Source organism: Schaalia canis (genome assembly GCF_003858455.1).
Classification (GTDB): domain Bacteria; phylum Actinomycetota; class Actinomycetes; order Actinomycetales; family Actinomycetaceae; genus Pauljensenia; species Pauljensenia canis.
The window spans coordinates 433,341-457,630 of sequence record NZ_RQZF01000001.1; the positions used below are offsets into that span (position 1 = coordinate 433,341).

The following is a 24,290-nucleotide window of genomic DNA, read 5'->3' on the forward strand; positions in this document are numbered from 1 at the left end:
TGCTCACCTTTCGGTTGTGGTTAGGTTGAGGCCGCGGAGCTTCCTATGCGGGCCTTCCAGCTCCATCACCGAAGCGGAGAACTGGATTACAACACTTGCATCATATCCGAGACTTGCGTTCACTGTAACTCTATTTTGTCACGACAGCACCAGGTGTCCCTAGTGATGAGGGTCAAATCTCAGCATTCCTTTTGCCTGATCACAGACCAAGCGACAAGATCATGATGGCAATTCTGCGGGCAAGGATAAGCCCAATAAAAAGAACCATAAAGCCTACGTCAAGAGATAGTCCGTTTCCTAGACGTAGAGCGGGAATCTTTTTACGCAGAAAAAGTAGAGGCGGATCGGTCAAAGCGTAGATGACATTAGCCGCAACCAACACAACCCCTTGCGGGCGCCACTGAGGAGCGAAAAACTGCGCCCAGTCAAGAATCATGCGCACGATCATGACCGTGAGGTAAAGGCTAATGAGCCAATAGAGCACACTGCCCAGAAGATATGCGATCACGTCAGTCCTGATCGAAAGTACGAGAACGGCGCAGGTTAGCAGCATCACTCGTCACCTCAATGCTCTGAGGCGACAGGAGGAACACGCGGTTCGTGACACGTTCAGCAAAACCATGCAGCGCGAAAGTCAACCCCGCAATGAAGTCAATGATTCGACGAGCCTCATCCTCAGGCATATCTGAAAGGTTAACGATCACTGGCAGTCCATCACGGAAGGCTTCACCAATACTCAGAGCATCGTTGTACGAGGTCGGGTGGACGGTGACAATACGGCTCAGATCAGCACGTCGCACCGGAGCGGCCTCGCGGTGGATCGGCGCCAACGGTTCGACAGGCTCCTCGGGCGTCGGAAAGTCCACCAGATCTGCTTCATATTCGTCGATAAAAAACTCAGTGTCGTAATCCTCGGGGGTGTACCATCCAAGGAATTCACGAGCTTTAGCACCAAAACCAGCCATTACATTCTCCTCAAGCCAAAAGACCTCTGTGTCCACACGGTAATGCTCTTTTCCTATCCGCCAGGTAAGACACTCCGCAAAGCGCGAAGTCCTCTGCGTGCCTCAAGCGTTTTCCCAGGTCGGCACAACAAGGGAAACATAACGTCCACTGCGCGGATCCCTGCGATGGGAATGCCATTGCTGATCTTCTAGCGTGCAGCGGGCATCAATGGTCACGTGCTCGCACCCGGCGGCATGGAGCTGCGCAGCGGCAGCTTTCGGAAGATCAAGAGAGGGCGTCCCCCAGCGTGTGGCCCCCGCAATCTTGGGCATCAACTGGGCAAGCTCACGTTGCATCTCAACGGGAACTTCGTAGCATTGCCCGCAGATAGCAGGAGCGATATAGACGCTGATCTCGCGTGCTGAAAGTCCAAGTGAAGCAAAGATTTCGAGCGTGTGCAGGATAATGCCTGTAGTGAACCCAATGCGTCCTGCGTGGATGCCCGCAACTACCCGCCCTTTGTCAGCAGAAAAAATAATCGGCATGCAATCTGCCGTCATCACAGCCACGGCTGGCGCCTGAGGCCAAGAGCGTGCGTCAACAACCACCCCGTCACAGGGAAGCTGAGGCCAAAGATGAGGATCGCGCTCACTCAGGAAAGAATCCGTCTGGCCAAGGGTCACCTGTACCCTACTTCGCACTGCTGGCGTATTCCCTCCGTCATGACGCACGAGGGCGACATCAGCAGAGTGGGTTTGATCCATCCATACAATTGGTCGTCCAATATGCTTCGCAAGTGCGTGGCGACGCTCAAGGACAAGGGTGGCGTCGTCTCCCACATGCAGGCCATAGTTGTCGCGTAAAGGGGAAATGCCCCGCTCCACCTGGGTGAGATAGAGCGAGGCATCCCCGACAGACAGTTGTTCGATCATCGGAGGAAGTCAGGCAGATCGAGGTCAGGCGTGTGATCGTCCTCGTCGAAGATGCGCGGCACTTCAAGCGACCCGTCCTCAAAAGCGTTCGGGTCTGCTTGCTGGCGCACGGGTTGCGCCGCTGCAGGGAAGGTCTGTCGGGAAGGCACGTTCACCTCGGCGCGATGCTGAGCAACGGGGGTGGCCGGAGCTTCGGCAACCGGCAGGGTTCCCAGGCTTCGCACCGGAGCGGGGGTCGGGCTGGCAGGCTGGGCTGAAGCGGCAACCTGAGCCGGGTTTGCAGACTGGGCAGTGGCAGCCGGGTAGGGAGGTGCGGGCGGCACCACCGGAGCAGACTGAACGGGTGCCGGAGCAGGAACAGATGGCACTGCAGGAGGAGCGGGCCGCATTGATGCAGCAGCGTTCGCCTGCGCGGTCTGATCGAGCGGAGCGTCAAAACCAGCAGCAATGACAGTTACTCGGATTTCATCACCAAGAGCATCGTCAATGACGTTACCGAAAATGATGTTTGCTTCGGGGTGGACAGCCTCGCGCACAAGCAAGGAGGATTGGTAGATCTCCTGCAGGCCCAGGTCAGAACCACCCTGGAAGAACATGAGAACACCATGAGCACCATCAATGGAGGCCTCCAGCAGCGGGGAGGAAATAGCCATTTCGACGGCGCGAACGGCGCGGTCTTCACCCGATGCCGCGCCAATGCCCATGATCGCAGAGCCAGCGTCCTTCATCACTGACTTCACATCATTGAAGTCCACATTGATCAGACCTGGCGTGGTGATCAATTCGGTGATGCCTTGGACACCCGAAAGGAGCACCTGGTCTGCGGCCTTGAAGGCGTCAAGGACAGAGATGTTCTTGTCGGAGATATCAAGCAGACGATCGTTGGGAATGACGATAAGAGTGTCGACCTCCGCACGCAGTGCTTCAACGCCCTGGTCGGCCTGAACGGCGCGGCGGTTACCCTCGAAAGAGAAGGGGCGGGTGACGACGCCAACGGTTAGCGCACCAGCATGGCGAGCCAGACGAGCGACGACGGGTGCCGCCCCTGTGCCTGTGCCACCGCCTTCACCTGCGGTAACAAAGACCATGTCAGCGCCTTCGAGGGCGTCGGCAATCTCGTCAGCGTGGTCTTCGGCAGCCTGACGGCCCACGGAAGGATCAGCCCCCGCACCGAGGCCGTGCGTGAGGTCGCGGCCGATGTCGAGCTTAGTTTCAGCCTCGGAAAGAATGAGTGCCTGCGCGTCTGTGTTGACGGCTACGAACTCGACTCCTTTGAGGTTGATCTCGATCATGCGGTTCACGGCGTTCACACCGCCGCCACCGACACCGACAACCTTGATAACTGCATGTCCCTGATACTGGGCCATCGCGCCTCCCTCATTACCTCAACCCTCAACCTCAAGTTGAAGGTTGACGTTTGCTTGTCTGTCTGCCGCGGCAAAGGTATGCGCCGACACGGGATACAGCAAGGACATTGCTGCGCGTGTCGCAGCCCCTCAGAGTTTCCCCAGCTAAACAGGTGTCACTGTCAATACTTCACACGAAGCACTCCGCCTAAAGTAGGCGGGATTAGCCAGCGGTCACCGGCGAAGTCGGAGAGGACACGTCATACATCTTCGCCTCGCGTTGCGTGACGAGAACCTGAAGAACCCTGGCCTTCAACTCATGGTCAGTCAGTGTTCCCCACCTCACCTGACGCCCTCCCTGTAAGGCAATCGTTAACTGATGATTGGCCACAGTCAGGGACTCCACACGACTGCGCATATCCTCAGTAAGTGCATTCCACGCGGCACTGACGCCACGCGCATTCTGCTCACGCGACGGCACACCATCAGGGAAAAGCACGAGTGGAAGTTCTGCTGGGCGCTGCTCGACCCTGGAGAGTTCAACACCATCCTCATCGAGCGTCAACAAAGCTCCCTCCACCTGAGTAACCAACACTGGCGTGCGCAAGGTGTAGGTCACCTCAACGCCATTTGGCCAGTGCTTCACAACGGTGGCTTCTTTCACCTGGGGAATCCCCTCGATGCTTTCTTCCACGGCTGCAGAACTCAAGCGAGTAAGAGGCGTCCCGATATAGGGAGCGACCCGAGCGTGCACTTCCTCGGCCGGCACGCTCGGTTCTGAGGTCACGACCTGAATCTTCTCACCACTCAAAGCAAAGAGAGCGGAGAAAAAGACAGCCCACACGCCGGCAAGAACGCAAAGAACAGCGCCTACGGCACTCGCAATATGGACTGAGGTCAGGCGCTTGCGCGCGCGTAGCCGCTCCTCAATACGTTCAACGCTGGCTTCCTGAGGGGATTCCTCCCTGGGGCCAAGAATTTCTGCAGCGTCGTCTGCACCCAACGGGGTTCGCATTCGACGAATTGCTTGGCCCTGCTCCTTTGTGCGGCTACGAGGCTGTTCCAGCGGCTCGGTGAGTACCGTTGGGGTGGCATCCTGCGCCTGAGGAGTAGTTGGCGTGCGCGGCGTCTGCTCTGAGTCTCTCATCTGCGAGGCAGGGAGCTTTTGTGAGAGTGCTGCGGCGCTGGTTGACGTACCGCGAGCTTTTCGTTCACGCGCCTGCCGTGCGAGCTGCGCTCCTTGACCGGCATAGCGCTCACGACGATGGCGTTCACGTGCGCCTGTCGCAGGTGGTGGGGGCGCCGGAGACCTAGACTCCGCTGTGTTTCTCTCTCCCTGTTTGTTTCCTACTCCGTGCTGGCGGCCAGAGTCAGCGGTACCAGAGTGATCCCGCTGCTCACTTGTTGAGGATCGAGGGCCCACAGGTGCCTGTCCCGATGGCATTTCAGGGCGTCGCTGGCGACGCGGGCGAGGCGGATTTTTCACGAGGCATCGGCGCTTTCGTCTGTCGCAGAGGCTTCAGCGGCATTCCCACAGCCCCATGCCTCCACAAGGATTGGGGCAACCTGTGTGATAGAGCCTGCGCCCATCGTCATCACAATGCCTCCTTCAGGGGTGTTCTCGGCGGCATAGCGGGCAGCATCACACATGTCAGGGATGAAGTGTGCTCCAGGCAAATGACGGGTAATCACCCTCGAATCCACGCCCTCAACGGGATCTTCACGAGCGGCATAAATATCGCAAACAATGACGGTGTCTGCCGCACTTAACGCCTGCGCGAAGCGCTCAGCAAAAGAGAGAGTGCGCGAGAACAAATGGGGTTGGAACACAACCGTGACATGTCCATCCCCAGCGACGGTGCGCGCCTGGGCAAGCGCGGCAGCAACCTCGGTTGGATGATGAGCGTAGTCGTCAATGACGCGCCTGCCAGCGCACTGGCCGCGCAGTTCAAACCGGCGCGCAGTGCCTCGGAAGGCAGTGAGTCCTTCCGCCATTGCGACGGGATTCATTCCCAGCCAAACGCCTGTTGTCCATGCCCCAGCCGCATTGAGGATGTTATGTTCGCCTGGCACCGCAAGACGAAGCTCATGAGAGAGGCGCTCTCCGTCTCGCACCCAACTCAACAGGGCACTCGCGCTATCAGCGCTGTTCGAGAGCACCTCAATCGTCACCTCAGGCGCGCTCAGACTGAGTTCAGGACGACCATAACGGATGACCTCATAGCCGTTTTGACGAGCGTAGTCAGCCAAACGCATAGCCCCTGCATCCTCAGTGCAGGTAACAAGAACGCCCCCGGGGATAAGGCGTGCCAGAAAATCCCTAAAGACCTGCTCGAAAGCCTCTGTTGACCCGTAGCGATCCAGGTGGTCAGGCTCAATATTGGTGACCAACTCGACGCTTGGAGCATAGTTCAAAAAAGAGCCATCTGACTCATCAGCTTCGGCCACGAAAATATCGCCTGAGCCCACTACCGCACCCGAGCCAATCCCCGGCAGAACAGAACCAACAGCAGCAGACGGATCAGCCCCCACATGGCGCAATGCCACGGTAAGCATGCCTGAAGTGGTGGTCTTTCCATGCGCCCCCGCTACCGCGACGAAACGCATACCCTCCGATGCCAAAGCCAAGGCTTCAGAACGGTGGATCACCTCCTGCCCGCGCTCGACCGCCAATGCATATTCAGGATTATTCGGGCGAATAGCAGAGGAAACCACCACAGTTGCCCCAGAAGCAAGATGTTCGGGCGCGTGACCGACAAAAGCCGCCACTCCCAATGAACGCAAATGTTCAAGAGCGGGTGAATCTGCCTGGTCAGAGCCGCTGACCTGGGCCCCCCGAGCCGCAAGCAGCTCAGCAACTACTGACATTCCAGCGCCACCCATGCCAATAAGATGAAAATGACGCCCGGAAAGATCCCGCACCTGCCCGATATCGCTCATTCCTGCACCTCTTCGATAATCGCTTCGGCAAGCCGCTGCGCAGCATCCACAATGCCTAAACCGGCAGTTGCCTCACGCATCTGTCGATACTCCCCACTGGTAATGAGAGGGAAGATCGTTGTGCGCACATATGCGCCATCAAGTTGAGCGTCAGCAACCATCAGCGCACCACCAGCCGCCACATGATCCGCGGCGTTAAGGCGCTGCTCACCATTGCCGATGGGGAGGGGCACATACACGGCAGGAATACCCAGAGCCGTCAGCTCAGCAACTGTGCCCGCACCTGAACGGCAGACCACAAGATCAGCAACAGCCAGCGCGTCCTCCATTGTGGTCAGGTAGTCCAACACCACCCAACGATCCTCAACGCCGGTTCCCTTCAATGCCTCACGTACAGCGGCGTCTTTGCCTTTACCTGTCAAATGCAGCACCTGGACGTCATCAGGAAGAGAAGGAGCCTCCCCCACCATGACTTCGTTGACATGCTGGGCACCCAGGGAACCTCCCGTAATGACGATGGTCGCCAGATCTGGACGAAGTCCCAGCCGCTCAGCGGCCGCAACCCGAGCAGCGTCGGCGCCTTCGGGAGTTAGGCGCTTCTGAGCTAAATCGGCCATCACAGGACGCAAAGGTAAACCGGTGACAATCGTTGTGCCATTCTTTGCTGATAGTGGAGTCGAAGCGAAGGTTAAAGCAACCACCTTGGCGTTGGCTGCGCCCACCTTATTCGCCAGGCCCGGGCGAGCATTCTGTTCATGAACAACAATCGGCACGCCAAGTTTCTTCGCTGCCCGGTAGGCAGGCGTAGACACATAACCGCCAAAGCCAACGACAACATCGGCGCCACGAATCTCCTGCTCAGCCTTGCGGGTGGCCTCGTGGAAACGGGCGGGGAAGGTCAGGAGCGCCGTATTCGGGCGACGAGGGAAGGGCACACGAGGAATGACCGAGAAGGGCAGCCCCGCGTCCGGGACTAACGTGGCTTCCAAGCCCTCTGCAGTTCCAAGTACGGACACCTCACATCCGCGTTCACGCAGAACATGCGCTGTCGCCAGCAAAGGGTTAACGTGACCAGCGGTTCCTCCGCCTGCCATGACAATCCGAGGGGTCATTCCGCGGCCTCCTTGTGCATGCGTCTCAACACTTCACTTCTGTCTGAGACAGTACAACACTTCTCACTCGCCTTGGCCGTAATCACGACCAACGCTAAGGCTTTCAGACGAATTTCACGGCGGTGGCCGAGCGACGCGGACGCGCGACCCGAGGATCACGGCCCGCCGAGGCCTCGTCCGGTCGGCCAACTTGCCGCATCCCCGCATCATTTCGCGCAATCGACAAAACCACTCCCAGAGCAATACTCGTGAAAAGCAGCGAGGAGCCGCCTGAAGAAACGAAGGGAAGTGGGACGCCAATAACCGGGCCAATATTGCTCACAGAGGTGATATTGATAAGGGCTTGCACACCGATCCATGTCGCCACCCCACCCACAACAACGCGGTCAAAAAGCTGCGGGGTGTGGGCACATAAACGCAACAATCCCCACAGGAGCAAACCAATACACAAGAGAACGACGGTGGAACCGAAGAAACCAAACTCTTCACCAATGATGGCCAAGATGAAGTCCGTATCAGCCTCTTGCAGGTAGTTCCATTTCTCGCGCGAGGCTCCCGGTCCGACGCCAAAAAGTCCCCCCGTTCCAAACGCCCACATCGCGTGGTCAATCTGTGTTGGCGCCGACAGGCTGCGCTCAGGTTTAGCCCAGGGGAGGATCTCCATGACGCGCTTGATGCGGGTCGGGTTGCTCAGCACGAGCAGGACGCTGACGGGAATAAGAGCCGCGAACAACACGGCGAACCATTTCTTGGGAAGGTCAGCAACCCACAGTGCACCCACACAGGCAAGGGCCATCACCATAGCGGTTCCCAAATCTCGACCAAGCATGACGGCCAGCAGTGCCAAGCCAATGGGGACACCGGCCAGCACCATGATCTGGGCAGGATCCTTCAAGCGCGTACCGGGCCTGCTCAGGACCCACGCAAGAAAAAGAATGATCCCAAGTTTAAGGATTTCGGAAGGCTGCAAAAGAAAGGGAAGGCCCGGGATGCGGATCCAGTTCGTGTTACCACCCTCGGACGCGCCCAGAGGTGAAAGCACAAGGGTCTGGGCAACGAGGGAGCCCAGGAAAGCAACCCACGCGAGGGTTCTCCACCAATGCGGTCGAAAAAGCTGAACGATCCCCATTGCCACCAGAGCAGCAAGAACCAGCATGACAGGCTTAAGAAAAGCCTTGTAGGGATCCTTTTCGGCAGCAATATTCATGACCGCCTGCGAGGAGAAGGCCATCATCAAACCGATAGCAATCAGGAGCAGTGCAGGCACGACAATGAGGTAGAAGGTAGTGACCGCCGAGTATTCCCTTTGGGTGTGTCCTGGGCGTTCAAACTCAATACGAGGCAGACGCAGCCGCGCCATCAAAGACTGGATCCTTGCTCCCATTAGGAGTCCTGTCCCCCACCTGGCTCACCGTCAGGTAAATCATGCTGGGTGGTCTGCGTCTCCTGCCACTGTTCAGCAAGCCGGCGGACAGCATCAACGAAAGCCTCACCGCGCTCACTGTAGCTCGCAAACTGATCCCACGAGGCGGCAGCGGGAGCAAGCACCACGGTATCGCCGGGGCGGGAGAGGGCAACGGCCTCGTTCACGACTGAAAACATCCAGTCCTCGTGTCCGTCGACCTCAACGACAGGGATGTGGGGAGCCTGGGAGGTCAGAGCATCACGGAGGACACTGCGGTCCTCACCAATGAGGACAACCCCACGCAGGCGGTCGGCCACTTGTGCGACACATTCATTGAGGTCTTGCCCTTTAGTGTCGCCACCGGCAATCCAGATTGCGGTCCCCTTGGGAATACCAACAAGCGAGGCCACCGCCGCATGAGCGTTAGTCGCCTTCGAATCATTAATCCACGCCATGTCTGCCGCATAGGCGACAAGCGCACGCCTGTGTCCTGCCGGCTGATAGTTTCGCAGCCCCTGAGCGACGGCTTCTGCTTCAACGCCATGAGCCCGGGCAAGGGCGGCCGCAGCTAAGGCATCCGCGACAACAGCCGGTGTCAGTTGTGGGCCAAATCCGACGGTGAGGTCAGTAAGATCAGCGAGGAAAGCCGCTTCCTTCTGACGATTCGGGACAAACGCCCGATCCACGAGGGCGCCCTCCACCAGACCGATTTGCGACACCGCAGGGGTTCCCAGGGTGATGCCGATTGCACGCGCACCCTCGATAACGTCTGCGTTGGCAACCATGCGTTCTACTGCGCGATCCTCACTGGGATACACGCATGCGATCTGGGTATTTTCATAAATCCGAGCTTTTGCCGCCGCGTAGGCAGACACGCTCCCGTGCCAATCCACATGATCGGCGTCAACATTGAGGCACACCGACGCCTCAGGGCTCAGTGTCGAGGTCGTGTAGAGCTGGAAGGAGGACAGCTCAACGGCAAAGACCGTGGCGTCAGAATTAACGGCTTCAACGATCGGGGTTCCAATATTCCCGACCTCAAGGACATTCTCGCCAGCCGCACGCAAAATCGACCCTAACATTCCAACGGTTGTGGTCTTTCCATTCGTGCCCGTGACGCACAGCCACGGGCGCCCGGCGTGTTCGCCCGCCTCTTGCAGGCGCCAAGCCAGCTCAACCTCACCGATAAGAGGAATGGAGGCGGCGCTTGCAGCCTCGAAAATTGGCGTGTGCTGGGGGATCCCTGGAGAGACAACAATGAGGCCAGGCTCGGCGGCCATCACCGAGTCTGCAAGGAGTTGCAGATCTGGTTCAACGGTGAGCTCTACACCGTCGACGATCACGTCGGAGGATTTTTGATCCCAAGCGGCGACGCGCAGACCTCGTGCACTCAGGACTCGTGCGCATGCCTGCCCTGACCTTCCCCATCCGATAATGGCGATGACAGACTCAGTTCCCGCACCACCAGGAAGGCCAGTGATTTGACGCTCTGGCGGTAGCTCAGAGAGCACATCCGGGGTTTTCTCGCTCACAGCTTCGACACCCATTCAGCGTAAAAAACGCCCACGCCAACAGCGGCGAAAAGGGCGGCAACCAGCCAGAAGCGGACAACAATCGTCACTTCCTTCCAGCCTAAAAGTTCAAAGTGATGGTGCAGCGGCGCCATTCGGAACACGCGCTTACCCGTTGCTTTGAACACGCCAATCTGGATGACATCCGAAATGGTGACCGCAACGAAAAGACCACCAATAATGACGGCAAGGAACTGGGTATTTGTCAGGATGGATAGCCCTGCCAGCGCGCCGCCCAACGCCAACGCGCCGGTGTCGCCCATGAAGATCTGCGCCGGGGAGGCATTCCACCACAGGAAGCCCGCAAGAGCACCCACTAATGCCGCGCAGAATACAGCTAGGGCCAGCGGGTCGCGCGTGTCATAGCAGGCTGACACATTGAGCGTTCCTCCACATGCCTGGATGCGCTGGAAGTATGAAATGACCATGTAGGCGCCGAAAGCAAAGATGGACGATCCTGTTGCGAGGCCATCAAGGCCATCGGTGAGATTCACGGCATTGGACCATGCGGCGATCAGGAAGTTCACCCACAACAGGAAGAGGACAACACCGACTCCGACCCCTAAATACATCAGGTCAAGGCTGCTTGGTCGAGCAAAGGAAATCGTTGTCGATGCGGCACCCGGCCCGTGATCTCCGGGATTATAGAGCGCTCCAATAGCAAAAAGTGAGGCAACAGCAAGCTGTCCAATGACCTTCGCACCAGCGTGCAATCCGAGTGATCGCTGCTTGCGGATCTTAATGCTGTCATCGAGCAGACCAATGACGCCCAGCCCAACGAAGAGAAAGACCAGCAGGAAGGAGGACCAATCAACACCGCCGTTGATGAGCGATCCGACAAACCAGGCAACGACCGTGGCGAAGATGAAGACAACGCCACCCATCGTCGGAGTGCCTCGCTTTGTGAGGTGCCCGGTTGGTCCATCTTGGCGGATGAATTGCCCAAACTCATTACGAATGAGGAATCGAATGAAGACCGGGGTGAGGGTAATCGACAGTCCGATGCCCAAAATGAAGGCAACAATCAACCCAATCACAGGGCCACTCCCCTTTCTTTCAGGGCATCAGCAACACGCCAGGCTCCTGATCCGAAGGAACCCTTCACCACAATAACTGCATCTTCGGCTAAGGCCTCTACCACAGCATCGCAGGCTTCCTCAGGAGAGGACACATGTACTACCCGCGTGTCTGAATCATGGCCCTCGCAATAGTGGACAGCCTCCTGTCCAAGAGCAACGATGAGCGACGTTCCAACTTCTCGGGCCATGCGCCCAACCTCACGGTGGGTGGCCTCGCTGGCTTCGCCCAGTTCAAGCATTTCACCCAGCACGGCAATGGTGAGCCGGTCTGACCCCAGTCGTCCCAGTGATGACAGTGCGGCACGCATGGAATCAACATTGGCGTTGTATGAGTCATCAATGAGGACGATTCTGTGCCCGTTGAGGGTCATGTCCTGAACGTCCATGCGGTGGGGGGACAAAGGGCGAGCCGTATTCAGCGCTGCGGCAACCTCGTCAACGCTCAGTCCCAGCTCGCAACACGCAGCCGCCGCTGCCACAGCATTGTGAGCATGATGCGGTCCCACCAGCTTAAGGGCCACCGAGGCGCGACGCTGCCCAGCATAAAGATCGAAGGATGCGCGATCGTGTTCATCAATCGTGATGTTCTCAGCACGGTAATGAGCATCGGGGGCAGTGTGGGTGCTAAAGAAGCGAACTGCAGCCGGGGCAAGGTCAGCCATTGCCCGCACATGGGGATCATCGGCGTTGAGAATCGCCGTGCCCTGCGGACGCAACCCCTCGACGAGTTCGGCCTTTGCCTGAGCGATCCCTTCAACTGAGCCGAAGCCACCAAGGTGGGCGTGACCAACCATCAATTCAATTGCGAGGTCGGGGGCGGCAATATCCGTCAGGTAACGCAGATGCCCTGGGCCTGAAGCCCCCATTTCAAGGACAAGGTAGCGGGTGGCATCGGCAGCCTTCAGCACAGTTAACGGCAGGCCCACTTCGTTATTGAAAGACAGCTTCGGTGCGACCGTTGGTGCCTTCGAACCCAGAATCTGGGCGAGGAGGTCCTTCGTCGTCGTCTTACCGGCAGAGCCCGTCACGGCAACAACCTCGATGCTGCCCGTTGCTCGAAGATCCTCCAGATGAGCGTGGGCAAGACGGCCCAACGCCATCGTCGACTCTTCGACAACAATCTGCGGCACGGCGCAGCCATCCTGTGGGGCCTCAACCAGCACCGCCACCGCGCCGTTGGCGATCGCAGCATCAATGTAGTCATGGCCATCAGAGTTCTCGCCACGGCGAGCAACATACAACGCTCCGGGGGAAGCCTCGCGCGAATCTGTGACCACCGCGTTCACCTCGACAGCGGCGCTGCCAATGAGGTGTCCGTCGACAGCAGTGGCAATCCAATCCACCGATCTACGCATCGTATGTCCTTCCTGGAGCGAAGCCATGACCAAGCAGGCGCATGACTACCTCGGGTAGCTGTCGTACAGAGTCGGCGGCGTGGCCGAGGCGGGAATCGAAAGATTCCTGACCGCCTGGGTGACGACCTCACTAAAGAGCGGTGCAGCCGACTCCGATGACAAAAGTCCAACCTTCGGATTGTAGAGCACAACAGCCACTGCCAACCTGGGAGCCTCTGCGGGAACCACTCCTGCCGTTGTCGAAACGACGGCGGGAACCCCATCAACAAAGATATCTGCAGTACCGGTCTTCACCGCCACGCGGTAGCCTTCAACCTTCGCCGGCTGGCCCGTACCAAGAGGCTCATGCACGGAGGACTCCATCATGGTAATCAGGGTGCGTGCAGTCTCAGGTTTCATCACCTCAACAGGCTTGACCGGCTCAGGCGTATGAACCGTCTGATCCGGCATGGTCCACGAGTCAACGATCCGTGGGGGCATTCGTACCCCGCCATTGCCAATAGTGGCCATCAGCGATGCTTCCTGCAAAACCGTCACGGAATAGGCCTGCCCGAACATCGTGACGTAGCGGTCACGGCCCACCCACTCGGAGGCAGGACGGACAACGCCCGAAGACTCACCCGGCAGTTCCACTCCGGTTGCCGCACCAAAACCCAGACGCTTCATCATGTCGTAGCGTTCTTCGTCCGTGACAGTCTCACCCACAGCGACTGTGCCCGTATTGGACGACTCAGCCAGGATGCCCGTCGTTGTCATCGGCATCGTCTCATGGAAGTGGAAGTCACTGATCGGCCCGCCAGCGTCGGGAGGGTCGATGGAATAGGGAACCGTAAAGACTGTTGTCGGCTCGACTGTTCCCTTATCGAGGGCTGTTGCGATTGTGACAACCTTGCCAACTGAACCCGGTTCGACCGCGTATTGGACAGAAGCGACCGGCTGAACGTCATTCGACGCAGGCGCCTTCGACTGTGAATCAGCCATGACCAAGATTCTGCCGGTTGACACCTCCTGCACGACAACAGCTCCCCAGTCAGCCTGGTGCTTAGCCACACGCGCATTAAGTGCGTCTTGGATGAGGTGCTGTAAGTCGCCGTGAAGAGTCGTTGTCAGCGTCGCCCCGTCTAAAGGTTCCTCGCTCACTTGCTTTCCGCCGGGCATAATCGCCCCATTAGGAGCGATCTCGTAGGCTTCCTTGCCCGGCGTGCCGCGCAGCAGCTCCTCGAAAGTAAGCTCCAAGCCCGACACTCCCTCAGGCTTGACCGACTTCTCGTCACGGTTACCCAACTTGCCCAGCAGCGGGGCAGCCGTCGCACCATTGGGATAGATCCGTTCAAACACTGACTCCCACTCGATACCGTGAATATCGAGGGCGCGAATCTTCCTATAGGTGACAGCATCAACATTCTTCTTGAGATAGGAATACGGCGATGTCCCCACCATCTTGCCGCCAAGCTCTGCCTCGTCCATTCCCAATAGTGGTGACAACTGACGGGCAGCCTCCGCCGGACCACGGCCTCGGACAACCCAGTCTTCCTTGCCGTCAGGACCAGTGATCTTCTCCCAGTGCACGTAGTTGAGAATGTTCTTTTGATTAACGGCAATGTGGTACGTCTGCACCGAGTCGGCAAGAATCATCCCCTTGGCGTCAACGATTGCCCCTCGACGAGGTGGGATCTCACTTGCGGAAGTGCGTAACTCCTGCCCTTCAGCAGCCAGTACCGGGCCTTGAATGACCTGAATCCAAAAGAGATTCGCCGCACACAGACACAAGGCCACGCTGAATCCGATGTGGAGCCAGCGTGGCCTTGAGCGTGACAACATGTGGTCTTCCCTTCTCGGTTATCGAGCCGTATTACCGCCTTCGATGGTTCCACTCGACAGGGTAATAATCCCTGTTTTCGCAGCCGGAACCATCCCCATCTTCTTAGCGGCCTGTTCGAGGTTCCCCGGTGAGGATACTTCACGAAGCTTAGTGTGAGCTGTCCACTCCTCGGCTTGCAGACGATTCAATTCGAGTTGTTGCTCACGAATTGCGAATGCTGTTTGCGCCATCCGAGTATTCAGCACCATCGGCACCACAATCGCAGTCACCAGCACCAGCATGATGACAGCAATAATCGGGAAAAGGCGACGACGCTGGCTCACGCCCTCAACAACGCGAAGCTGAGGGGTGGAAACCTCGTGGAGGAAATCGGGACGGGATGCTGGACGCGTGCGTGCGGCACTTGCTGCGCTCATGCTCTATTCCTCCATGGTTCTATCAGTTCGGCCCCCCGCAAACGCACGGGAGCAGATCGGGGGTTGCGGGCAAGTTCGGCCTCGTCAGCCCGCCCCGCACCGCGGGTGAGCAAACGAAGGCTAGGTTTCAAGTCGGGCGGCACGAAAGGCAAGCCCGGCGGAGTGCGATCTTCACTTCCTTCACGGAAGATCGTTTTGACAATGCGATCCTCAAGGGATTGGTAGGACTCCACCACCAGGCGCCCACCCACACGCAGATGCGACAACGCGCGAGGCAGAGCATCTTCGAGGATTGTCAGTTCGTCATTGACAGCGATACGCAAAGCCTGGAAGGTCCGCTTCGCGGGATTTCCTCCCGTGCGTCTAGCGGGTGCCGGGATGGCATCACGGACAAGATCAGCGAGTTCTCCCGTGCGCTGTAGTGGCGCATTCTGGCGACGTTCGACAATCATCCGGGCAATACGGGAAGCAAACTTTTCTTCCCCGTAGACCTTGAGGATGCGCGCCAACTCGCGCTCCGTCGCAGTCGCGAGCAGTTCAGCGGCGCTAACACCCTTCGACGGGTTCATCCGCATGTCAAGGGGCGCATCTTTGGAGTAGGAGAAGCCGCGTTCTACCTCGTCAAGTTGCAAGCTAGAGACGCCCAAATCCATAAGGATTCCGTCTACTTTTTCGTCAATACCGTATTCCTTAGCGACCTCATCAACATGGTCGTAGGTGGTGTTGACCGCCTGGAATCTCTCGCCGAAGGGTTCGAGGCGACGGGAGGCAAGGGCGATTGCTTCCGGGTCACGATCAATGCCGATGACCGTGAGTTCCGGGAAACGTTGTAGCGCACCTTCAGTGTGTCCGCCCATTCCCAGGGTGCAGTCGATGAGAATTGCGCCGGGGTGAGCAATGGCAGGCTCAAGCATGTCCAAACACTCATTGAGCAGCACAGGAATATGTAGTTGTGCGGCGTCGCGCTCGGGCAGGCCAGCGTGTGATTCTTCTGCCATGGGTCACCCCCTTCACAATCGTTACGAGGCAGGTGCCTCGAATGTGGGCCTTGTTCGCTTCGTTGGGCGAGGTCCCCCACCGTGCTCTGTCAAAGGGGAAGAAGAGACAGAACAGCGGGCGGAGACCTCACTCAACGAGTCAGAACATGCCCGGGATAATTTCTTCAGCTGTATTAGAGAAGACCTCTTCCTGTACGGACAGGTAGTCCTTCCAGGCGGAGGCATCCCAGATTTCGGCTCGCGACCCAGCGCCAATGACGGCTAGTTCACGACCAAGACCTGCGTAGGTACGCAAATCTGCGGGGACCGTAATACGACCTTGCTTATCGGGCACTTCCTTGTAAGCGCCCGAAAGCATGACGCGAATCCAGTCACGCGCTTGCTTTGAGGACAGTGGAGCACGGCGGAGTTCTTGGGTCATGACCTCAAACTCATGCGCGGGGAAGGCGTAGATGCAGCGCTCTTGTCCTCGGGTGAGGACGATGCCGCCCTCCATGTCATCGCGGAAGCGAGCAGGCAAGATTACGCGGCCTTTGTCATCGAGCTTGGGCTCGTACGTACCGAGAAACATGCGCCACCCCCTTCCCCATCGTGTGACATTAGCCCCCACTTTACCCCACCTTCCACCACCTTTAACACCCTCAAGCGATTTTTTCAGGCTTTTGGGAGATAAAATTGGCTAAATTTCAGCCCAAAGAGGCAGTGGAGCATAGTGGAGGGATTTTTCTGCGGCGCGTCGAATTCCATTCCTTCACCACCCGCTGATTAAGAAGGACACCCACCTCACCCCACTGCTTCACTCACCCCTCCCACACTCACCACCCCCGGGAACATTCCCCACTTCCCCCAATGTTTTCGCAGGAAAATGCAGGTTTCAGCCTCCACAGCAAGCCACACTAGCTCCAGAGGGACTGTCGCCATAACGGGGCATGGTGGTGGGAAGTGGGGGAACCCAGGGCGGAGGGTGGGGAGCAAAGTGGTGGAAGGGTATGGAGGGGCATGTACACACCAAGCATCAAGCTCTCCGCCGCGCACGAAGCATAATGCTCAATGCTGGTGCGGGACGACAGCGGGGAATCCCTAGCAGCAGAGGCTGGGGAGGTGCGCAGCTTGCGGCGCGGTTGGGCATAGGAGCCGGAGCGACGCGCAGGCGAGTGGGCACACCCCTGAGTGTGCTTGTGTACGACTTAGCGCTATATGTACGTGGTGCACCGCGAACTTTTTGCGTTAAGTCGTACACAGCCCGTTAAGTCGTACACAGCCCGTGAAGAGCTGGATCAAGCGCGTCAAACAGAGAAGAGGGGCTGCGCATAATGCGCAACCCCTATACTCATACTCTCGCTGAGAAACAGTCCAAATCAGGAACACTCACCCGTGGCGACGATCATCCCAGCGGCGCTCTTGCCGGTCAATGAATGTCTGCCAGGAACGCCCACGCGGAGCTTTCCCTCTCTTCGCAGGCTTCTTCCCTGCGGAGGGCTGGGTGTGGAGGGCCAGCATGATGCCGCCCAGCATGGAACCGAATCCGAGGACGCCAAGCAGGATTGACCACAGACTGTAGCCAAGGGTCACAGCAGCCAAAAGGATTCCCAAACCAATCACAGCAAGGACAGAGCCTGCAGCGACATATCGAGGGATGAAGTGCCCGCGAGCGCGCTCCGTTTCGGTTTTGCCCATTTGTTCGGCGAGTTTTGATGCCGAGGTTGCAGCTTCCGAGCTATCACGGGAAAACTCTGCCTCAAGTTCTTGAAGAACTTGCTTCTCGTATTCTGACAGGGCCATCTCGCACCTCCTTGCTGCGTGATTCGTCGTGTCATTGCAGTGTACCGGTAAACGCTGCCAGGGCCTATTTCAGTCCTGGAACTCCCCTTGGCTGGGTGTTACCTGAGTGCGAAGTTTTGTTGTTCCTAGCAGTGACGCTGGTGTAAGTGCAGTGCGTCCAAACCTTTGGGCGATGGTATCCATGGCTTCTTCGGTGGCCCGTGGTCTGCCGTCGTCATCGAGGGCAACAGCCACTCCGTCCTGGCGAGATTGGAGTGATTCGGCCCGCACTCCAAGGAGTCTGACTCCTGCGGTTGGGACTCCTTCGGCGTGAAAGAGTATCTGGGCGTGCTCAGCGATAGTGCGTCCCAGATCGGTGGGGATGCTCAGGGTTGCTGAGCGTGTGATGGTGCGACGGTTGGCGTCTCTGATTTTGATGCTGACAGTCCAGGCAACCATCTGTGCTTTGCGTAGGCGCCGGGCGCAGTCATGGGCGGCTTCTAGAAGGAAAGCATCAATTTCTTGTGCGTTTCGGATGTCGCGTTCGAAGGTGCGTTCGGTGCCGATGGATTTTTCGACGGGTCGGGGGGCGACGTTTCTGGGGTCGATTCCCCAGGCGAGGTTGTGCAGGTGGTGGGCTGAGGCTGCGCCGATCCATCGATGGAGGTCGTTCAGGGGTGTGTGGGCGAGTTGTGCGACGGTGTCGATGCCGCGCTGGCGCAGGATTTTTTCGGTTTTGGCTCCGACTCCCCAGAGTGCGCCCACGGGTAGGGAGTGGAGGAAGTCAACTGTTGCGGCTTGAGGGATGAGGAGTAGTCCGTCGGGTTTGGCGTGTGCGGAGGCGATCTTGGCAACGGATTTGACGCTGGAGATGCCAACGGAGGCGGGCAGTCCGACCTCGTTGCGGATGCGTTCTCTGAGGCTGCGGGCGATGTGGAGTGATGAGCCGAGCCTGCGGTGGGATCCGGCGACGTCCATAAAGGCTTCGTCAATGGAAAGCTGTTCGACGACAGGAGTGTATTCGGCGATGATGCTCATGACTCGGGCCGAGTACGTCCGGTAAAGGCTCATAGGTGAGTGGACGAAGTGTGCATTGGGGCAGAGGGAGCGGGCCTGCATGGTGGGCATGCCGGCTCGGATGCCAAGGGCTCTGGCCTCGTAGGTGGCGGAAGTAACCACCCCGCGAGCGCTGCTGCCAGCCACGATGACGGGGCGGCCTGCGAGTGAGGGATTTTCTTTGAGTTCGACCTGAGCATAGAAAGAATCCATGTCGACGTGGAGGATGTCTGCTCCGGTGTCGTCCTCGCCCCAGTTGCGTCGTGCGTGGGGAGAGCGTGGCGCATTCGACATGGGTCCTCTCCCCTTTCAGTGTTGGCGTGGTGTGCGTTCTATCCTACGCAGCGCGACGGTGGGAGCGCCGGGTGCTGCCGTGTGTGGCGGGCCGGTAGGCTGGCTTTCATGGCATCACATCGTTCAGCACGCGGCACGCAGCAGCGCCAGGTTGGTTCAGGGCAGGTAACGCTGAGTTGGGATGGATCGCGGGCGACTGTGTTTTTGGGGTCAGTGGAGTCATCCTGTGTGGATGTGGAGCATCCTGAGCATCTGGAGTTTGAGTACATGCAGCATATTGATGTGCTGGCTCAGGTGTTTTATGGCTCTGATCGTCCTGTGCGGGCTTTGCATGTGGGTGGCGCGGCGTGTGCTTTGCCGTGGGCGTGGGCGAGGCGTCGTCCGGGTTCTCGACAGACTGCTATCGAGGTGGATGCGCAGTTAGTTGAGTGTGTGCGTGACTGGTTTGATCTGCCGCGTGCTCCTGAGTTGAAGATTCGTGTCGAGGACGGGCGTCGCGTGCTTGATACGACGCGTGAAGGTAGTTGGGATGTGATTGTCCGCGATGCTTTTGATCACGGCATTGTTCCTTCGCATTTGGCAACGGTGGAAGCGGCAAAGGCTGCTGCTCGCGCTCTTCGCCCCGGGGGTTTTTATGCTTTGAATGCCGCACATGGGGGTGGGGCGGATGCGCGCAGGGAGGTTGAAGCGCTCACTGAGGCTTTCGAGGTGGTGTTTGCTATCGCTGACCCGAAGGTGGGGCGCAGTGGGAGGCGCGGCAATGTCGTGTTATGCGCTTTTTCTCCTGTGCGCGACGAGGCTGGCCAGTTCGTTGGTTTATCCCCTGATGAGCTCTGTGACGAGGTTGATCGGCGCCTTCGTCGTTTGCCCCTGCCCGCGAGGATTATGCGTGGGCAGGAGATGAGTAAATGGCGGGCAGGAGCGAAGTCTTTGCGAGATGCCCAGGTGGGTTGGGGTTCTCAGTAAAGGCTGCGGCTTCAGTAGGAGGTGGTCTCGTCGCTGTCGCCCGAGTCTCCGTTATGACGGGGTTCAGTCGGTAGCGGCGGGAGGCCCTGTTGTTTGCGCGCCTCGCGTTCAGCGATGCGTCGGAGCACTTCTTCAATCTCTGCGGGCACCTGGCGTTGGGGAGTCGTGGACTCAGTGCTGGCATCAGAGGCGGGCGCCTGCGATTGTTCCTGGGGCTGTTCTTGACGTTGTTCCTGCGGGGGTTCTTCTGCGCCTGCTGCCATTGCGCGGTGAGCCAGTGGGGATTGGGTATCAACAGGGAGTTGACCTAACCCTGATATCCGCTGCCAGGGGCGAATGACGGGAATGTCGCGGGTAAGGTCATCTTCAGGCTCTGCGAGCGTCTCAGACTCGGGGCTCATTGCAGCGGTGACAGTACTTGCAGTAGCCGCAGTCTCATTGCCCGCAGTGCTTGCAGTGTTGCTGTCTGCATCCCCGCTGTCGGCGGCATCGTCCGCAGCGTCATGCTCCGCACTGTCATCACCTGCAGTGTCATCACCGCTACGCTCAGTACCGGAATCAGCATCGGAATCGGCATCGCAATCCTCTGCATCAGTCTCAAACGGCACCGCGTCGGCAGCGGAGTCCTCTGCGTCATGGTTGAGCTCTACTGCGTCCGAAACGGGCTCTGGCAGGTCGACCTCGCTCTTTGGAGCAAGCTCTACTGCCTCACTCAGCAAAGACACCACCCGCATGACGTCTTCAACGCTCTTCGCTTTCTTTTGCTCGAAGCGCTCAACGGTAGCAAGGAATGCCTCAACAGAGGCTGTCACATCCTCACCCAAAGCGGCATCAAAATCCGCGGAGGACGTAGCCGCAATGGCCTCGTCCAATGACAAGTCCGCAGCACGGGAGGTCAAATCCACAGCATCAAAAGTCTTTTCAAGAGAGCGCACCGTCTGAGCAATCTCAGGATTAGACTCCACCAACGCACTAATCGCAGCCATGTCGTCAGCAGCGCCGCGTTCCAAATCACCCACCGGCAAGGCCAGCCCGGTCATCTCCGCCAGGTGTTTGAGCATGGCCGACGACGCCGCAGGGAAAGCGTTATCGGTCATGTAGTACGGCACTGACGCCAGCAATGCAACACCGTCGATGCCCACGGTACTCAGGCGTGTCTGCAGGAAGATCGATAGCGGTGACGGGAACTGCAAAGGCGTGACCATTTGGGCCTGATCAGGAACCAAGGAGCCGTCAGTGGCGTGCACATGCACCTGAACGGGGCGAGTGTGTGGCACGCCGGAGGGCAGCCCGTGTAGCGACACGGTCAGTTCAACCCCGGCCTCGCGTGCAAGATCAGCAACAGCTTGGGAGAAAGCTTCCCAGCGCAAATCAGGCTCCGGCCCGTGCAGGAGCAAAATAGGTGCGCCCGTATCGTCGTGCAGAAGATCCAAGGCGATCGTTGGCACATCCATGCCGGTTGTCACCCAATCGTCGACAGTAACAATCGGACGATGCGCACGGTAATCAATGAGCTGGTCAGAGTCGAAAGTTGCCAGGCGCTCAGCAGGGAGGGATCGCAACATTTGGACGACAGCTAGACGTCCAGCCATGCCTGAATCCATTGCACCATCAAAATGCGTGAGCAGGATCGGCGATTGACTTCCCATGGCAGGTCCGAAGGAAAAGAGGTCAGTGCTGGGGCTCGGTGAATCAGTCATGACGCCTCCTTTCATCCTACTGGCGGTCATGGAGAGAGTCGAGATGGGGCACTCCCCTACCTCCAAACTACCTGCTTAGCGTGTTGTCCACACTTTAGCGGGCCAACACCACATTGCCGAAGGAACACCACATGACAGACGACGTGAGGAGTTGCACGCGGCGCGCACGCCTCAGATAAGGAAAAATAGACAGTCGGCCTTTTGAGCGCACACACGAAGCCCACCACGGTGGACTAGGGAAGGACGAATATGGCACCTCACGAATCTGCCGACGCTACGCAGGCAGAGTTCGCCATTGAACAGGGATTCGTTGACCGCGCCTATGCGCGACTCGATGCCCTGCGTGCCGCCTATCGCTCCACCCAGAAGTCAGTCCACGCTAACCACGGTGTCGGCAACGCCCAGGGATGGACCGAACGTGATGCGATTGCCGCCCACTTGGGCGATGTTGCCGCCCGTTTAGAGCATGTCGAAGACCGTCTTGTCTTCGGACGCCTCGATACCGACGAGGGAGAGGCCCGCTACATCGGCCGTACAGCGCTGTCGAATGAGGACGCAACCACGCTTCTTGTGGACTGGCGCGCGCCTGCTGCTCGGCCTTTCTATCAGGCAACCGGGAAAGACCCGCTGGGAATTGTGCGCCGTCGCCATATTCAAACTCGCGCCCGGCGCGTGATCTCCCTTGAAGATGATCTCCTTGTATCTGATTCCTCAGCCCTTGATGCTTCTTCCCTTCAAGGGGAAGGCGCCCTCATGTCTGCACTAGGCAAGGCTCGCGACGGACGCATGGGCGACATCGTCGCGACAATCCAAGCCGAGCAGGACGCCGTTATTCGCGCTGACGATGATGGCCTATTGGTCCTTCAAGGTGGCCCTGGTACAGGCAAGACCGCTGTTGCCCTCCACCGCGCCGCCTATCTGCTCTACGCCCAGCGCGAGCGCCTGGAACGTTCGGGTGTCCTCATCATTGGCCCGTCCCGAGTTTTCTTACGCTACATCGAACAGGTCCTCCCCTCACTCGGTGAATCTGGAGTGGTATCCCTCACGATGGGCGATTTGATTCCGGGCGTGAAAGCTCGCACTTTTGATAACGAGGCCACCGCCGAGGTCAAGGGCCGCGAGGTGTGGGCCGAACTCGCCCGCCTCGCGGTACGCGCTATTGAACGCGTTCCTGATACCGACCAGCAGCTCACGGTGTGGAGCCGAACTGTCACGCTGAAGAAGTCGGATATTGCTGCCGCTCGCACCCGGGCACGCCGTAGCGGGAAACCTCATAACGTCGCGCGCGAGGGATTCGCCCTTGAGCTTATTGACGTCCTCGCCACCCGCATCATCCTCGAAGCCAAAGAAGCTCGCGATGAGGACAGTATCGACCCCGATGACCTTCGCATGTGGCGCAACGAGGTGCGCGCCAGTATGGATGCGCGCCGCGCCATCAACCTCGCATGGATGCCGACCTCGTCAGTAACGCTCCTGGAGCGCTTATGGGCACGACCTGATTTCCTTGCCGAGGTGAACCGCCGCGCAGGTTCGCCCCTGAGCGCCCACGATTGTGCGCTCCTACGCCGCGACAAGGGGGCAGCGCTCACAGTGTCGGATGTGCCGATCCTTGATGAGTTGGAAGAACATCTGGGCACTTTCGCTCCCTTTGAGCATCATTCGAGCGCTCAACGCGCCGCCGAGGAGGCTGAGGAGCTTGCCCGCGCCCAAGAGGCTTTGAGCGCCCAGGGCTTAGGTGGGGGGATCGTCACTGCCGAAATGCTTGCCGCCTCCGCCCGAGGCTACACCGAGGTCGCACCTCTCGCAGAAAGGGCCGCCTCGGACCGTTCCTGGACCTACGGTCACATCGTTGTCGATGAAGCCCAGGATCTTTCTCCCCTTGCGTGGCGTGCCCTGCTCCGTCGCTGCCCCTCACGCTCATTTACCGTGGTGGGCGACCTTGATCAGCGCCGAGGCCACCACCGGCCAACCTCCTGGCCTGATGCTCTGGGGCCCGCCGCTCGCGCCTACACGGGGGAACATATCCTCACTGTTTCCTACCGCACCCCCGGCGCCCTCACTCGTTTAGCGGCTTCCGTTATGGAGAAAGCGGGGGCTCCCTTGCTGCACGAGCTGGTTGCCGTGCGCGAGGTGGACGAAGCCTATCGCGTGACGCGCATCGAGGGGGCCGCCCTTGCCCCCACGGATGTTGATGCCCTGTGGCCGGCAGTCGAGCAGGCCGTTGCCCAGGTGTGTGCCCGGCTGGACGATCAGGTGGGAGCGGGGATGGGCCGCGTAGCTGTCGTGGTTGGACAGGAACGTGCTGCCCTGTGGAAAGCCGATGTTGAGGGATACACCGGGCTTGAGCAGCGCGTGAGTCTTCTTGGCGCTGTGGGCGTCAAGGGCCTTGAGTTCGACCATGTCATCGTTGTTGAGCCCGGTGAAATCCTTGCTGACGGGCCAGGTGATCTTTTCGTGGCTCTTACACGCGCCACCCAATCCATGCATGTGGTTCACTCCGCGCCACTGCCTGCGGGCATGGAGTGTGCGGGATAGTGAAGCAAACCGCAGTCCACCTAATGGTGGACCGGGCGCGAAGAGGTGCGTCTCTGG

The 24,290-nt window shown here is 58.8% G+C and carries 21 protein-coding genes; 3 read left to right on the plus strand and 18 right to left on the minus strand.

The features are described from left to right. Positions 1-199: 199 nt before the first annotated feature. The 5 genes from EII11_RS01810 to EII11_RS01830 all read right to left on the minus strand — a co-directional run bounded on the left by EII11_RS01810 (position 200) and on the right by EII11_RS01830 (position 4,370). The gene (locus EII11_RS01810) at positions 200-508 is read right to left on the minus strand and encodes a YggT family protein (protein ID WP_338068021.1); all 309 of its coding nucleotides are present in this window, start codon (positions 506-508) and stop codon (positions 200-202) included. 1 nt (position 509) lies between these two features. After that, positions 510-965 carry a cell division protein SepF gene (locus tag EII11_RS01815; RefSeq protein ID WP_124867950.1) on the minus strand — a complete coding sequence of 152 codons (456 nt, stop codon included), beginning with the start codon at positions 963-965 and terminating at the stop codon, positions 510-512. Between the two features lie 102 nt (positions 966-1,067). Further along, entirely contained in the window at positions 1,068-1,877 is an 810-nt protein-coding gene (locus tag EII11_RS01820) for a purine nucleoside phosphorylase YfiH/LACC1 family protein (protein WP_124867952.1), read from the minus strand. Continuing rightward, positions 1,874-3,244, minus strand: a complete 1,371-nt coding sequence (gene ftsZ, locus EII11_RS01825) for a cell division protein FtsZ (RefSeq protein ID WP_124867954.1) — start codon at positions 3,242-3,244, stop codon at positions 1,874-1,876. The genes EII11_RS01820 and ftsZ overlap by 4 nt, the downstream gene beginning before the upstream one ends. 202 nt (positions 3,245-3,446) lie before the next feature. Then, positions 3,447-4,370, minus strand: coding sequence for a cell division protein FtsQ/DivIB (locus EII11_RS01830; RefSeq protein WP_165867024.1), 924 nt, complete (start codon positions 4,368-4,370; stop codon positions 3,447-3,449). 20 nt (positions 4,371-4,390) lie between these two features. Between EII11_RS01830 and EII11_RS10450 the strand changes: the two genes are divergently transcribed. Further along, entirely contained in the window at positions 4,391-4,537 is a 147-nt protein-coding gene (locus tag EII11_RS10450; protein WP_165867025.1) for a hypothetical protein, read from the plus strand. Positions 4,538-4,705: 168 nt separating this feature from the next. Here EII11_RS10450 and murC read toward each other — a convergent pair whose 3' ends face one another. From murC to dinB, 12 genes are all read right to left on the minus strand, one after another. After that, on the minus strand, positions 4,706-6,163 hold the full coding sequence (gene murC / locus EII11_RS01835) for a UDP-N-acetylmuramate--L-alanine ligase (protein WP_124867958.1): 1,458 nt from the start codon (positions 6,161-6,163) through the stop codon (positions 4,706-4,708). Further along, a complete protein-coding gene (murG, locus tag EII11_RS01840) occupies positions 6,160-7,275 on the minus strand; it encodes an undecaprenyldiphospho-muramoylpentapeptide beta-N-acetylglucosaminyltransferase (RefSeq protein WP_124867960.1) in 1,116 nt (371 codons plus the stop codon). Before murG ends, murC begins: the two co-directional genes overlap by 4 nt. Before the next feature lie 103 nt (positions 7,276-7,378). After that, complete coding sequence (locus EII11_RS01845; RefSeq protein ID WP_124867962.1) at positions 7,379-8,659, minus strand: FtsW/RodA/SpoVE family cell cycle protein; 1,281 nt, start codon at positions 8,657-8,659, stop codon at positions 7,379-7,381. After that, on the minus strand, positions 8,659-10,161 hold the full coding sequence (gene murD, locus EII11_RS01850) for a UDP-N-acetylmuramoyl-L-alanine--D-glutamate ligase (RefSeq protein ID WP_420820436.1): 1,503 nt from the start codon (positions 10,159-10,161) through the stop codon (positions 8,659-8,661). The genes EII11_RS01845 and murD overlap by 1 nt, the downstream gene beginning before the upstream one ends. A gap of 47 nt (positions 10,162-10,208) precedes the next feature. Next, positions 10,209-11,288 carry a phospho-N-acetylmuramoyl-pentapeptide-transferase gene (gene mraY / locus EII11_RS01855; protein ID WP_124867966.1) on the minus strand — a complete coding sequence of 360 codons (1,080 nt, stop codon included), beginning with the start codon at positions 11,286-11,288 and terminating at the stop codon, positions 10,209-10,211. Further along, entirely contained in the window at positions 11,285-12,685 is a 1,401-nt protein-coding gene (locus EII11_RS01860; RefSeq protein WP_124867968.1) for a UDP-N-acetylmuramoyl-tripeptide--D-alanyl-D-alanine ligase, read from the minus strand. The genes mraY and EII11_RS01860 overlap by 4 nt, the downstream gene beginning before the upstream one ends. 45 nt (positions 12,686-12,730) lie before the next feature. Then, positions 12,731-14,506, minus strand: a complete 1,776-nt coding sequence (locus EII11_RS01865) for a peptidoglycan D,D-transpeptidase FtsI family protein (RefSeq protein WP_124867970.1) — start codon at positions 14,504-14,506, stop codon at positions 12,731-12,733. 18 nt (positions 14,507-14,524) lie between these two features. Next, positions 14,525-14,923 carry a cell division protein FtsL gene (gene ftsL, locus EII11_RS01870; protein WP_124867972.1) on the minus strand — a complete coding sequence of 133 codons (399 nt, stop codon included), beginning with the start codon at positions 14,921-14,923 and terminating at the stop codon, positions 14,525-14,527. Continuing rightward, positions 14,920-15,921: a 16S rRNA (cytosine(1402)-N(4))-methyltransferase RsmH gene (rsmH, locus tag EII11_RS01875; RefSeq protein WP_124867974.1), complete on the minus strand. Its 1,002-nt coding sequence runs from the start codon at positions 15,919-15,921 to the stop codon at positions 14,920-14,922. The genes ftsL and rsmH overlap by 4 nt, the downstream gene beginning before the upstream one ends. 139 nt (positions 15,922-16,060) lie before the next feature. Beyond that, positions 16,061-16,492, minus strand: coding sequence for a division/cell wall cluster transcriptional repressor MraZ (mraZ, locus tag EII11_RS01880; protein ID WP_124867976.1), 432 nt, complete (start codon positions 16,490-16,492; stop codon positions 16,061-16,063). A gap of 797 nt (positions 16,493-17,289) precedes the next feature. Next, positions 17,290-17,703 carry a DUF3040 domain-containing protein gene (locus EII11_RS01885; RefSeq protein ID WP_124867978.1) on the minus strand — a complete coding sequence of 138 codons (414 nt, stop codon included), beginning with the start codon at positions 17,701-17,703 and terminating at the stop codon, positions 17,290-17,292. A gap of 69 nt (positions 17,704-17,772) precedes the next feature. Continuing rightward, positions 17,773-19,032, minus strand: a complete 1,260-nt coding sequence (dinB, locus tag EII11_RS01890) for a DNA polymerase IV (protein WP_124867980.1) — start codon at positions 19,030-19,032, stop codon at positions 17,773-17,775. A gap of 108 nt (positions 19,033-19,140) precedes the next feature. On the opposite strand from dinB, the gene EII11_RS01895 reads away from it, so the two are divergent. Beyond that, complete coding sequence (locus EII11_RS01895; protein WP_165867026.1) at positions 19,141-19,998, plus strand: spermidine synthase; 858 nt, start codon at positions 19,141-19,143, stop codon at positions 19,996-19,998. A gap of 11 nt (positions 19,999-20,009) precedes the next feature. On the opposite strand, the gene EII11_RS01900 is transcribed toward EII11_RS01895, so the two are convergent. Continuing rightward, positions 20,010-21,698 carry a PAC2 family protein gene (locus EII11_RS01900; protein WP_165867027.1) on the minus strand — a complete coding sequence of 563 codons (1,689 nt, stop codon included), beginning with the start codon at positions 21,696-21,698 and terminating at the stop codon, positions 20,010-20,012. A 249-nt stretch (positions 21,699-21,947) separates the two neighbouring features. Between EII11_RS01900 and EII11_RS01905 the strand changes: the two genes are divergently transcribed. Further along, on the plus strand, positions 21,948-24,233 hold the full coding sequence (locus EII11_RS01905) for a HelD family protein (RefSeq protein WP_124867984.1): 2,286 nt from the start codon (positions 21,948-21,950) through the stop codon (positions 24,231-24,233). Positions 24,234-24,290: the final 57 nt, after the last annotated feature.